At 72.6% G+C, this 12210-nt stretch carries 11 protein-coding genes; 1 reads left to right on the top strand and 10 read right to left on the bottom strand.

Annotated features, from left to right (window positions below):
• Positions 1–745, top strand: a 745-nt coding sequence (locus tag ABIA38_RS17020) for an IS3 family transposase (RefSeq protein ID WP_424639487.1), incomplete at its 5' end; no start/stop codon positions are given.
• Between the two features lie 290 nt (positions 746–1035).
• On the opposite strand, the gene ABIA38_RS17015 is transcribed toward ABIA38_RS17020, so the two are convergent.
• From ABIA38_RS17015 to ABIA38_RS16970, 10 genes are all read right to left on the bottom strand, one after another.
• Entirely contained in the window at positions 1036–1314 is a 279-nt protein-coding gene (locus ABIA38_RS17015) for a hypothetical protein (RefSeq protein ID WP_424639486.1), read from the bottom strand.
• A 1358-nt stretch (positions 1315–2672) separates the two neighbouring features.
• Entirely contained in the window at positions 2673–3035 is a 363-nt protein-coding gene (locus ABIA38_RS17010; protein ID WP_424639485.1) for a zinc ribbon domain-containing protein YjdM, read from the bottom strand.
• A 545-nt stretch (positions 3036–3580) separates the two neighbouring features.
• Entirely contained in the window at positions 3581–3775 is a 195-nt protein-coding gene (locus tag ABIA38_RS17005) for a hypothetical protein (protein ID WP_424639484.1), read from the bottom strand.
• A gap of 93 nt (positions 3776–3868) precedes the next feature.
• Positions 3869–4270, bottom strand: coding sequence for a hypothetical protein (locus ABIA38_RS17000; protein ID WP_424639483.1), 402 nt, complete (start codon positions 4268–4270; stop codon positions 3869–3871).
• Positions 4271–4638: 368 nt separating this feature from the next.
• Positions 4639–5883, bottom strand: a complete 1245-nt coding sequence (locus ABIA38_RS16995; protein WP_424639482.1) for a malic enzyme-like protein — start codon at positions 5881–5883, stop codon at positions 4639–4641.
• The gene (locus ABIA38_RS16990) at positions 5880–7637 is read right to left on the bottom strand and encodes a SulP family inorganic anion transporter (protein ID WP_424639481.1); all 1758 of its coding nucleotides are present in this window, start codon (positions 7635–7637) and stop codon (positions 5880–5882) included. Before ABIA38_RS16990 ends, ABIA38_RS16995 begins: the two co-directional genes overlap by 4 nt.
• 114 nt (positions 7638–7751) lie before the next feature.
• Positions 7752–8114 (bottom strand): ArsR/SmtB family transcription factor, encoded by a 363-nt coding sequence (locus tag ABIA38_RS16985; RefSeq protein WP_424639480.1) that lies wholly within the window; start codon positions 8112–8114, stop codon positions 7752–7754.
• Positions 8115–8380: 266 nt separating this feature from the next.
• Complete coding sequence (locus ABIA38_RS16980) at positions 8381–9931, bottom strand: NADH-quinone oxidoreductase subunit C (RefSeq protein ID WP_424639479.1); 1551 nt, start codon at positions 9929–9931, stop codon at positions 8381–8383.
• Positions 9932–9947: 16 nt separating this feature from the next.
• A complete protein-coding gene (locus ABIA38_RS16975; RefSeq protein WP_424639478.1) occupies positions 9948–11249 on the bottom strand; it encodes a proton-conducting transporter membrane subunit in 1302 nt (433 codons plus the stop codon).
• Between the two features lie 222 nt (positions 11250–11471).
• Positions 11472–12140: a hypothetical protein gene (locus tag ABIA38_RS16970; protein WP_424639477.1), complete on the bottom strand. Its 669-nt coding sequence runs from the start codon at positions 12138–12140 to the stop codon at positions 11472–11474.
• Positions 12141–12210: the final 70 nt, after the last annotated feature.

The raw sequence follows: 12210 nt of genomic DNA, 5'->3' as shown, positions 1-12210 counted from the left end.
CCGCTTGAAGGCGGCGATCAAGGAGATCCTCGCGGCGAATCACGAGACCTACGGATATCGCCGCGTCCACGCCGTCCCGGCCCGTTCCGGCGAGACCGCCTGCCCGGAACTCGTCCGAGCGTTGATGCGTGACCTGGGGCTCGTCCCCTGTCAGCCTCGGCCGTGGCGCGTTGTCACGACCCGGGCGGACGGATCGCACCCGCGCATCCCCGACCTGGTCCGCCGGGACTTCGCCGCGGACCGGCCGGGTGTCAAACTCGTCGGCGATGTCACCTACATTCCGACCCGGGAGGGATTCCTCCATCTCGCCACGGTGATCGACTGCCACAGCAAAGCGGTCGTCGGTTGGGCAATGGCGGACCATTACAAGACCTCACTCGTCACCGCGGCACTCGACATGGCCCGCCGACGCATCGACATCGGGAAAGGTGCGATATTCCATTCGGATCGCGGCAGCAACCACACATCCGAGGAATTCGCCCGAGCCCCGAGTCGTCACGGCATCCGCCAGTCGGTCGGACGTACCGGAGTGTGCTGGGACAATTCGATGGCGGAATCCTTCTTCGGCACACTGAAGAACGAATGGTTGAACCGCTACGTCTTCACGGACCACGCGAAGGCGCGCCGCGAGGTTGTCAGATACATCGAAGGGTTCTATAACCGCCGACGAATCCACGCACGTCTGGGATATCGCACGCCACTGGAAGTCCTGAACGAGCACAGGCAACTCGGACTGGCGGCGTAAACGACCGAAGCGAACGTGTCCGGAAAATGCAAGGCCCCTCAACCCGCCCGTGAGGATGTTGCCCGAGCGGCAACGCAGGTCGCGGCGCAGTGCCCGACGGTCTCGACGCCCGAGCATCGACCTTGCCGCGGTGAGGTGGGTGGCGAGTCGACCGTCCGTTGCCGGTATCGGGTCTCGCCCCGGCCCGCCGCCGAGGCGTCGCCCGATCTCTTCGAGGAGAGGCGCCAACTGTCGGAGGACGAGCGACGCAGACGTCGGGCGGGGACGGACTCCATCGCCGATCCGAGGTACTACAAGAGGCTGGTCGCGCTCAAAATCCTGGCATTGTACGTCGGTCCGACGACCGTGGTCGTCGCGGCGGTCGCGATGCGACGGCACGAACGCGCGTGGGGCATCGCCTCGAGGCTCCTGTTCTGCGTGCGGGTCTGCCGGACGGCCGGCGCTTCCGTGCGGTCCGGGACGTCCCTGGCCTCGGCGAGCCGCTCCAGGGCGGCGACCCGCCGCTCGAGTTGGACGTCGGCAACGCTCTCGTAGATCGGGACCTGGTCGTCGTCGGACTCGCTGTTCATCCTCTCGAGGTGGTCCGCCCAGTGTGACGCACCACCCGGCCCCCTGTCGCCGGGCCGACGGATCCGGATCATCCCCCGTCGTCGCAGGGACGACGCGCCATTGCCACGACAGTGCCCAAGAACATCGACAGGCCACCATCCACGCCCATCACGTTCGCGGACCGGATGGAGCGGACCGTGCCGGTGCCGATATCGACGCCCGGGTGAGCGGAGACCGACCCGCTACGGCGTACGCAGGCCGGGCGGCCTCGGGACGGCCACCGGCGCGCGGAACCGACCACGGGAAGCGCAACCCTGGGCCCAAAGGCACGAGCACCGAACGCTGCACGTCGTAGGGTCTCGCGGCTCATGTCATAGGGCACAGCCCGGACGGCCGGTTCCCGGAATACGGCGGTGGTGTTCCGACCCGCAGTGCCAGAGGTGCCGTATCTCGGGAGTGCGGGTGAAACGGGTTCCGGTCGCGGTGGTGTCGGCGTCGTTCCTGCGGACGGCGGCCGGGCGTCGCCACACTGTGCGTTCGGCCGCCGCGCACGCGGACGCGATCAGGCGTACGTGCGCCGAGGACGAACCGGCCTGTTCCCGTGCGAGGTCGAGGCCGGAGGCCATGTCCGGCTCGAACCTGCCGCAAAGTCCACGTGGGTCCGGAACGGCGGCGACAGGCCCCGCCGGTCGGCGTCGGTGAGCCGGTCGGCCCACTTCGGCTCGACCAGAACCTGCCGGATCAGCAGCCCGCTCCTCACCGTCGCCGTCACCGGCTGTGCGACGACCGGGCCCGGCCGACGAGGGAACGGCCATCGACCTGCGCGCCGCTCTCGGACCGCCCCGACGGATGCGGTTGTGCGGGTGACGCGCGAGCACCCGGCCCGGCCGCGAAGGTGGCGAACTCGTCGCCGACCACTGGACCAGGGCCCTGCGTCGAACGCGAGGTCACCGCGTTGAGGAGCGCCTGCGAAACCTGCCGACGGCTGCCGGGACGAACTCCACGGGGCGCGGGTACGTCGGCATCGGCGAAGTCGCGGGCGAGATCGCTCCGTTCGTCGAGCCCCCGGGTCGAGGTCGAGGCACAAGCGTGTGTCCGGCCGAGCGGCAATTCGTCGGTACGTACCGCCGTTCCGGCGACGACACCAACCCCGACCCTGCGGAGTATGTCCTGCCCATTCGCGGGCCCGCCACGGTCGGGTCGCGCCCATGCCGTTCGCGTGCGGGGCATCCTCGCCGGCCGGCACCCGATGTGCCGACTCCGCAACCGGCAACGCTCGGGATACTCCGTCCGGCGTTCCAGGCGGATCGGCCCACTGCCCGACGCTGCGAGCCCGGGTGGCGGCCGGCGGGTGCGAACGTTGGCATGGCCGTCGCGGTCAGGCTTTCTTGACGACGCTGGATTTGAGCTGCATGGGTCCGAATCCGTCGATTCTGCAGTCGATGTCGTGGCCGTCCACACCGGCCGTGAGGCGGATGTTGCGCACCTTGGTGCCGGCCTTGATTCCGCTCGGGCTGCCCTTGACCTTCAGCGTCTTGATGACGGTTACCGTGTCGCCGTCGGCGAGTGTGTTGCCGACCGCGTCCCTGACGACACCGTCCGGGGCGTCGGGGGCGGCTTCGGCGGACGCGGGCGACCACTCGTGGCCGCATTCGGGGCAGACCAGCAGCGCGCCCATCTCGTAGGTGTGGGCACCGGAGCACTCGGGGCAGTGCGGTGGGGTATCGGTTGCGTCGCTCATCGGTCTTTTTCCTTGCCTGGTTCGTTTCCGTACATTTTGCTGCTGCCGGTGCGGCGTGCCTCGGATGCGTTCGCGCCGCCGGCGCTCATGGTCACGAGTGCCGTGTTGCGGTTGGCGCGTCGAGTCCGTGCAGGGCCGCGCGGTGAGCGGGCGGGCGCCGCTGGACCCTACCGGATCGCCCCCGGTGGTGGCGGCGTTCGGCCGTCGAGGTGGTGGTTGGGGTCGGGCCGAGCGGTGGGCGAGGGATGCGGTCAGCCGCGACCGCTGAAGTGGATGTACAGCCAGATTCCGCCGCCGATGAGGTGCGTCCCGAAGGTGAACACGAGGAGCCAGACGATGATGCCTCGTTCCATTTCCTTCTGGGTCTGCCGTCTCCCGACGGGGCGTGGCGGGGTGGGGCGTTCCGCGTTCGTGTCGTCGGGGGGCATGGCGGGTCTCCGATCCGGTCGCTCGAGGTTCGGGCCGTCGCGGGGGGCGCGTCGGGTGGGGGATGTGGGTGACGGTCTTGTCGATCGGGTCCGCAGGGCGGGACGCCGGATCCGGGGTCAGCGGGTCTTGGCGACCGGTCGCGTGCGGGTCGCGGTCTGTGCCTGTTCGGGATGGCGACGGCGCGGGCGGATGTGGAGGGTCTGCCCGACGGCGGCGGCCTCGCGCACCAGGGCCGCGACGGTCGCGGTGTCCTCGACGGTGTCGACGCTGCTCGTGCCGTCGGCGTGCGGGCGGGTGATCTCGAAGCGCATCCACGTTCTCCTTCGTCCGGGGGTCGGGGTCGGGCTCGTTCGGGCCGGGTGTCGACGTTCGCTCTCGCGCGGACGGGCGCCGGCGGCACCCGCTCACGAGGGGGTGACCCGGTTCGCGCGCGGTGGCGCGCGGCGTATCGGGGGCGGGGCGTTCGCCAGGGGGTGGGTTCGGGTGCGGGAGGGATCGTCGAGTCCCGCCGGCGGTCCTGTGGGGAGGGTGGCCTTGGCGCTGTCGGCGACCCGCATCGGGGCGGGGAGTCCGGGGCCCTGCGGGGCGTACCCGACGATCGATCCGTGAAGTGCCGAGCGCACGACGCCCGGGCGGCGCACGATGGCCGACCGGCGGGACGGACAGGACGAGGGGACGCCGCCGGCGGACAGCGGCGCACGGATGGCCGTGGGGTGCTCGCCGAGTGGTTCCCGGACGCGCACGCGCACCGGATGGCCGAGGACGCGGAAGGAGTGCGCCTCGGTCGTGTACGGCGAAGCCGTCATCGAGTCGGTCCTCCTCGGCGCGGCCGTTGCTTGCGTCCGGACCCGCGCCGCGTCGTCGCGTCCGAGTCCTCGCCCGGGAGGGGCGGGGCGCCGACCGCGCGCCCGACTGACGCGGTCGACGGCAGTGCCCCGGAAGCCGAACGGCCCTCATGGCCCGTCGGGCGGCCATCCCGGTGCATGCCATTGACATCATCCGGTTAATTGCAATCTTTGGCAACTCGTCAGGTCGTTAGATCGTCAATCCAATGGGTCGCCGGGTGGGGTTCGGTGCGTTCCCGGCTGCTGGGTGGAGCCGGGCGGCCGTCGGGCGGGCTGGGTGGCGCCGAGAGCGTGGCCGAGGACGGGAGGCGCCGCGCGTCGGTCGTGGATCAGGTGGGGTCGGTGTCGAGGGCGCGTGCGGTGGCTGCGGCGACGGCGGCGGTGAGGCCGGGTTGGTCGGTCGCGGGCAGGAGCGCGTCGCGGGGGGTGTTCTCGATCAGGGCGTGTGCGGCGGCGACGCGGGCGGGCAGGGTGATGGGGCGCCGGGTGGTGGTGGCGGCGGTGAGCAGGCCCGGGAGGGCGTGCAGGGGGCGGGGGCCGCTGGTGGTCGCGGGGAAGGCGGGCGGGGTGTCGGGGCGGGCACGCAGGACCGGGACGCCCGGGGGCGGGGTCGCGAACGCGGTGAGGTCGACGATCAGGTCGGTGCCCTCGGCGACGTCACGCAGCGCGTCGGCGCGGTGCGCGAAGGGGTCGAACAGGGTCAGGTCGGCGATGCCGGAGGCGATCAGGAGGCCGGTCAGGTCGCCGCCGGCGGCGGGGTCGACCAGGACGACTCGTGCGCTCAGTGGGTTCACGCCGCGGTTGACCAGGGCGTTGACGGTCGCGGCGGCGATGGCGACGGCGAGGCCGTCGTTGACGGCGTCGAGGAGGAGGACCGGTGGGGTGGGGCCGAGGAGGGAGCGGGTGGTGGTGACGCGGTCCAGGCGGGTGTGGACGAGCACGGCTGCGGCGAAGCCGGGGGCCAGCAGGCTTACGGCCTGTGCGATGTCCTCGACGCGGGGTGTGGCGACGGGCAGCGGGAAGACGTCGAGTCCGGTGGCGCGGCGCAGGTGCACGGCCTGGGATTCGAGGGCGGGCAGGACGGCGTCGGCGGGCAGTGCGTCGAAGCCCAGGACGGCGCTGGCGTCGCTGATCAGGGCGATGCGGTGGCCGCGTCCGGTGTAGCGGTCGGTGTGTTCGGGGTGTGCGGCGAGGTGGGAGACGACGCGCCGGTCGGCGTCGGCGTCCAGGAGGGCGACGTCGTGGCCGGTGGTGGTGGCCGCGCAGACCCGCAGGGTGAGTTTGCCGGTGGAGGCGGTGGTGAAGACGGGGTCCTGGGTGTGCAGGAGGTCCGCGCCCAGGCGGTGGGTCAGGGCGTCGGTGAGCCAGGCGAGGGTGCGGGGGCCGTCGGCGTCCAGGGTGATGCGGAAGGCGCCCATGGCGTCGGGTTGTTCGTCGGTCCGCCGCGATACGGCGCCGGGGGCGTCGGCGAGGACGCTCTCGACGACGTCGGCGGCGTTCGGCGGGACGTGGATGAGGACGCTGAAGGCGGGATTGGCCGGCGGGTGGTCGCGGCCGGAGGGGTCGCGGCTCAACACGGCAGCGTTTGGGCGGCGGAGTGGACGTCGACCGGGGCGGGCCGGTCGTGGGGTTGCCGCAGCAGGGTCCGCGCGCGCTCGATGGCGGCGGGGGTGTCGGGGAGGATGCGGTCGTCGCGGCGCAGGTGGTCGGCCACGTTGAGGCCCGTGAGGATGTCGTCGTGGGCCGGTTTGATGCCGGAGAGCAGGACGGTGATGCCGCGGTGTTCGAGTTTGTCGATGGCGTCGCCCAGGACGCCGGCGCCGGTGGCGTCCATGGTGGTGACGCGGGACATGCGCAGGATGACGACCCGGACGTCGGTGATCTCGGAGAGTTCCAGCAGGAAGCGGTGGGCGGCGGCGAAGAACAGTGGCCCGTCGAGGCGGTAGGCGACGATGTGCGCTTCGAGGAGGGCACGTTCCTCGGCGGTGTGGTCGCTCGTGTCCAGGGGGACCTGTTCGAGGCGGGCGGCGCGGGCGACGGAGACCAGGCCCAGGACGACGGCGAGGCCGATGCCCACCGCGACGGCGGTGACCAGGTCGAGGGCGACGGTGACGACGAAGGTCAGGGCCAGGACGAGGGCGTCGGCGCGCGTGGACCGGGCCAGGGCGCGCAGCGCGGAGACCTCGACCATCCGCACGCACGTGGCGAGGAGGACTCCGGCCAGGGCGGCGAGGGGGATGTGGGCCACCAGGGAGGCCGCGGTGAACACGATCACCGCGAGGGCGACGGCGTGGGTCAGGGCGGCCAGGCGTGAGGTGGCGCCGGCGCGGACGTTGACGGCGGTGCGGGCGATGGCCGCGGTGGCGGGGACGCCGCCGAACAGCGGTGCGGCGAGGTTGGCCACGCCCTGGCCGAACAACTCCCGGTCGGGGTCGTGCCGTTGTCCCACCGTCATGCCGTCGGCCACGGTTGCCGAGAGCAGGCTCTCCAGCGCGGCGAGGGCCGCGACCGCGAGGGCGGAGGGCAGCAGGGTGACCAGCGCGGAGGTGTCCAGGAATCCCAGCGAGGGTGCGGGCAGTCCTGCGGGAAGTTCCCCGATCGGGGTCAGGGGCAGGTCCGTGGACCACGCCAGGGCGGTTGCCGCGGCGACGGCGACCAGGGAGAAGGGGATCGCCGGGCGCCACCTCGCGCCCGCGAGCATGACGGCGGCGACCGCCAGGGCCGTGACGGGCGCGGCGGCGGTGGGGTGGTCGAGCCAACGCGAGGCGGCGTCGGCGGCGCTCTGCCAGACCTTGTCGCCCTCGGTGTGGGCTATGCCGAGCGCCGCGGGGACCTGTTGGAGGGCTATCACCACGGCGATGCCGGCGGTGAACCCCTCTATGACGGGGGCGGGCAGGAACGCGGCGAGGCGCCCGAGCCGCAGCACGGCCATCAGGACGAGGATCAGCCCGGCGAGGAGGCCGACCATCAGGACGCCGTCGGTGCCGTGGGCGGCGACCACCGGCACCAGGACGACGGTCATCGCCCCGGTGGGTCCGGACACCTGGAGGTTGGATCCGCCGAAGACCGCGGCCAGGGCGCCGGCCACGATCGCGGTGACCAGCCCGGCCTGGGCGCCCAGCCCCGACGCGACGCCGAACGCGAGCGCCAGTGGCAGTGCGACCACCGCGACGGTCAGTCCCGCGACGAGGTCCCGTCCGGGGGACCGGCGCATCGTGTGCCAGTCGCCGGGTCCGGGCAGGAGAGCGAGCCCTCGGGCGGCCCGTCCCCCGGCCGGGGAAGCGGGTGTGTCCCGCGCGGTGGGGGGTGCTTGCCGCCGGTCTTTCATGGTGCGGATCCTCGCTCCTGGAAGGTACGCCGTGCCGATGCCCCGCACGCCCGTGGTCGGGCGATCGTTCCCGGGGCCGTCGTGCGGGGTGGGCGGCTCCGGAGCCGGTCCGGCTCAGCCCTGGGGAGAGCGCGGGGAAACCTGGGGCGCGGTCGCGCGCAGGTCTTCGAGGAGTTCCATCTGTCCGGCGAGCAGGCCGGTCAGGATGCCGCGCGCGACCGCGAGCAGTTCGGCCACCCGGGGGCTGGTGAGCGTGTAGTAGACGGTCGATCCCTCCCGGCGGCTGACCGCGACCAGGTTGGCGCGGCGCAGCACGGCCAGTTGCTGGGACAGTCGCGAGGCTTCGATGCCGACCTCGGGGAGCATCTCGGAGACGGCGTACTCGCGTTCGCTGAGCAGCTCCAGCACCCGGATGCGGGCCGGGTGGCCGAGCGTCTTGAAGAACTCGGCCTTCAGTTCGTACAGAGGGGTGCTCACCGCTCCACGTCCTTCCCGGGGCTCACGGTGCGAGGGGCGGGTGGCAACGACGGTCGCCGACGGGCGGCCGGGCCGCTCGGCTGATTCTGTGGCAACCACGGAGGGTCCTCGCGTCTGTACTCGGTCATGGGAACGATCTTCGCGCCTCGTGGCACCGCCCGGTGCGAGGCACGTCTCGCGGCGTTTGCTTCCGCGCGGATTGAACAATTGATTACTTTAGCAAGTCGCTGCACGGGGCGCGGGGTGGGGCCGGCGACGGCTCGCGGTCACAGGTCGTTGCCGGCGTAGGAGAGGTTGAAGCTCTTGTTGGCCAGGGGGAAGTCGGGAACGATCGTGTCGGCGAGGGCGACGGGCAGGGCGGGCCAGTTCAAGAACGAGGGGTCGACGATCTTGACACGGGTCAAGGTGGTGTCCGGGGCGAGTTCGACGCGGTGGACGATGGTGCCGCGCCAGCCCTCGACGATGCCCACCCCGGACGTGGCGCCGGGGCGGCGGCGAACGGGCGGCCGACTGATGGCCGTGCCGCCGGGCAGGTCTCGGGCGAGGTGGTCGATCAGGGTCAGGGACGCGTCGATCTCCTCGGCGCGGACCAGGAAGCGGGCCAGGACGTCCCCGGTGGTGTGGACCGGGACGGTGAGCGTGTCCCGGTGGTCGATGAAGGGGTGGGACAGGCGGGCGTCGATGCGCAGGCCGCTGGCCCGGGCGACGTAGCCCAGGGTGCCCAGGTCGCGGGCCGCGCGTTCGGTCAGGGTCGCGGTGCCGGTGAGGCGGTCGCGGACGGTGCCGTGTCCCAGGGCCAGGGCGACGAGTTCGCGGGTGTCGTCCCCGATCTCGGCCAGTTCGCCGAGGGTGGGGGGCGAGCGCAGGACCGTTCCGCCCAGGACGACGCCGCCGCGCAGCAGGCGGTGGCCGGTGACGCGGGCGTTCAGGCGCAGCAGGCGTTCGCGGATGCGTTGGGCGTGGGCGTTGAGGATGGAGTGGCCGACGTCGTTGCACAGTGCGCCGAGGTCGGCGATGTGGTTGTGCAGGCGTTCGAGTTCCAGAAGGAGCGCGCGTTCGCGCGTGCTGTGCGCGGCCACGGTGATCCCGGTGGCCTCCTCGACGGCCAGGCAGTAGGCGAGGGCGTGTCCCACGGTGGTGTCGCCGCTGATGCGCTCCGCCAGGGGCAGTCCTCGGTCGGGGCTGCGGTGTTCGAAGAGTTTCTCCACGCCTTTGTGGGTGTACCACAGGCGGGCCTTGAGTTTGAGGATGGTTTCGCCGACGACGGAGAAGCGGAAGTGGCCGGGGCCGATGATGCCGGCGTGGATGGGGCCGACGGGGATTTCGTAGACGCCGTCGCCTTCGACGGCCAAAAACGGGAAGGGCCCCTCGGGCGTGCCGAACGGGGGTACGGGCGCGGCGTCCGCGTGCATGGGATACCAGCCGCGGGGCCAGTGGGGGTGACGCACCAGGCGGCGCGGCAGCGGGTGGTGCCGGGGGACGATGCCGTACAGGTCACGCATCTCGCGTTCGAAGCGGCCTGCGGGGAAGGACAGTTCGGCCAGGGTCGGCAGGGCTGGGGCGTCGGCGTCCAGGCGCAGATGGAGTTCGATGCGCGAGTCGGGTGGTCCCGCGGTGAAGAGGTGGACCACGCGCATCGCGGTCGTGGCGGCGGTGTCGCCGACGTCGTGGTGGGCGGCGACCAGGGCGAGGCGGTAGTCGTCGGCCAGGAGGTGCTCGACCCACGGGAGCAGTTCGTGGGTGTCGACGTCGACGGCGATGCGGTTGGCGGACAGGCGTCGGCCGCGGCGGACGAGGTCGGTGGTGGGCTGTTCCATGCGGGTGGCTCCGGGTTCAGTGGGGGGCGACGATCGCGGCGGCGGCGGTCAGCGCACCGTGGAGCGGCCGGCTCCACACGCCCAGGACCGCGCAGGCGGCGAGCCCGATCAGCAGGGGCGCGCCGGCCGAGACCGACAGGCGCGCGGTGGCGGGGCCGGCGTCGGGTGGTGTGTTCGGGGCGGGGCCCAGGAGCATGCGCGCGGTGCGCGCGGTCACGGCGGCGAAGGCGAGCAGGACCAGGAACAGGGAGATGGCGAGGGCCCAGCCCAGGTCGGTGGTGAACCCGGCGCGGACCAGGGCGACTTCGGAGGCGAACAACGCGAACGGAGGCAGCCCCAGGAGCGCGACGACGGCCGACCCGAACGCGGCTGCGATGACGGGTGCGCGGCCGAGGAGGTCGCGGACCGTGTCGACGCGGGTGCTGCGGTACGTGTGCTGGATGTGGCCGCCGGCGCAGAACGCCACGGTCTTGGCCAGGCCGTGGCCGGCGACGTGGAGCAGGATCGCGGTGAGGGCGAGGGGGGTGCCCACGGCGGCGCCGACCGCGAGCAGGCCCATGTGTTCCATGCTGGAGTAGGCCAGCATGCGTTTGTAGTCGCGTTGGGCGAGCAACAGGGCGGCTGCGAGAGTGAGGGTGAGTAGTCCGGTGGTGAGCAGGGCGGTGCGCATCGGGTGGGGGCCGAGCGTGATGTCGGCGATGACCTTGTAGCGCAGGATCGCGGTGAAGGAGACGGCGAGCAGGACGCCGGACATGAGCGCGGACACCGGTGCGGGGGCTTGGCCGTGGGCGTCGGGCAGCCAGGCGTGCAGGGGGACGAGGCCGGCCTTGGCGCCGAAACCGAGCACGATCAGGGCGATGCCGACGCGGGTGACGCCCGGGTCGAGTCGGTCGGCGTGGGCGACCAGGACGGACCAGTTCAGCGCCCGGTCGTCGGGGAGGCCCGCGTTGCGGGCGGCGTAGTGGATCAGCACGGTGCCCAGGAACGCGAGCGCGATGCCGGCGGAGCAGATCACCACGTACTTCCAGGCCGCCTCGACCGAGGCGCGGGTGTGGCGGTGGCCGACGAGGAACGCGGTGACGATGGTGGTGGCCTCCACGGCGGCCCACAGCACGCCGAGGTTGTCCGCCGGGACGGCCAGGACCATCGCGGCCAGGAACACATGGACGAGGACGCCGTAGCGGCGCTCGGTGCGCTCGTCGCCGTGCCCGGCGTGCCTTTCGGCGGTCAGGTATGCGGGGCTCGCGGCGCACGCCAGGAGCGCGACGCCGCCGATCACCAGGAGCATCCACGCGGTCAGCGCGTCCGCGCGCAGCACCCGGTCCCAGGCGGTGATCGGCCGGTGCTGCGGCCGGGCCGCGAGCAGCGCGCCGCAGGCGCCGATCGCGGCGGGCGGCGCCGCAGGCGCCGATCGCGGCGGGCGCGAGGAGTCCGCCCCAGGCGGTGGAGCGCCGCCACCCGGCGAGCGCGTAGGTCGCGGCCGTGGCCAGGGGCACCGCGACAGGCGCGGTGAGCAGCAGCGTGTCGGTGGTGGTGGTCATCAGTCGTGCAGCTCCCGCAGGTCGTCCAGGTCGGTGTCGCCGAACACCGTCCGCATCCGCGCGGTCAGCACGCGCAGGACCAGCACGGCCAGCAGGACGTCGAAGGACACGGCCAGTTCGACGATCAGCGGCACGCCGGAGGTGGTCAGGAACGCCACCGCGGTGATGCCGTTGTCGAGCAGCCCGAACCCGACGACCTGGGAGAGCGCGCGGCGGCGGGTGACGAGGGTGAAGAACCCGATCAGCGCGACGGCCAGACCCACCGGCACCGCCTGGGTCGCGGGGGTGCGGTGCAGCTCGACCAGCGGCTGGGCCAGGGCGTAGGCGAGCAGCGTCAGCGCCGCGGCGGCCAGGAGCGACGCGGACACGTTCACGATCGGACGGCTCTCGCGGCCCTGGCCGCCCCGCTCGTCCGCGACCTGGACCCGGCGCATCAGGGCGGGGAGCACGCCGGCCCGCAGCAGGGCCATCCCGGCGGCGACGCCGACGAGTTCCCGGCGTCCTTCGTGCCCGCCGAGCAGCAGGACGATCACCGCGAGGGCGATGCCTTGGACGCGGAACGCGGTGATTGCGGCGGCGAGTTCGTGGCGCCACAGGATCAGCACGGCGGCCAGGAGGAAGATCCCGCACGCCGGGTCGAGGAGTTGCACGTAGGCGCCGCTGCTCATCGCGCGCCGCCCCGGGCGGGGCCGCGTCGCGCCGTGGCCGGCGCGGTGTGTGTTCGCATGTCCTCCGTGC

It is taken from the genome of Embleya sp. AB8, assembly GCF_049739465.1.
Taxonomy (GTDB): domain Bacteria; phylum Actinomycetota; class Actinomycetes; order Streptomycetales; family Streptomycetaceae; genus Embleya.
Note: the sequence above shows the minus strand (reverse complement) of the source record. Positions and strands in the feature narration are given on the sequence as shown.

What these genes read in the sequence shown, in the direction of transcription:
- ABIA38_RS17015 (WP_424639486.1), bottom strand. Translation starts at nt 1,314, where the DNA reads ATGAACAGCGAGTCCGACGACGACCAGGTCCCGATCTACGAGAGCGTT.
- ABIA38_RS17010 (WP_424639485.1), bottom strand. Translation starts at nt 3,035, where the DNA reads ATGAGCGACGCAACCGATACCCCACCGCACTGCCCCGAGTGCTCCGGT.
- ABIA38_RS17005 (WP_424639484.1), bottom strand. Translation starts at nt 3,775, where the DNA reads ATGCGCTTCGAGATCACCCGCCCGCACGCCGACGGCACGAGCAGCGTC.
- ABIA38_RS17000 (WP_424639483.1), bottom strand. Translation starts at nt 4,270, where the DNA reads ATGACGGCTTCGCCGTACACGACCGAGGCGCACTCCTTCCGCGTCCTC.
- ABIA38_RS16990 (WP_424639481.1), bottom strand. Translation starts at nt 7,637, where the DNA reads ATGAAAGACCGGCGGCAAGCACCCCCCACCGCGCGGGACACACCCGCT.
- ABIA38_RS16980 (WP_424639479.1), bottom strand. Translation starts at nt 9,931, where the DNA reads ATGGAACAGCCCACCACCGACCTCGTCCGCCGCGGCCGACGCCTGTCC.
- ABIA38_RS16970 (WP_424639477.1), bottom strand. Translation starts at nt 12,140, where the DNA reads ATGAGCAGCGGCGCCTACGTGCAACTCCTCGACCCGGCGTGCGGGATC.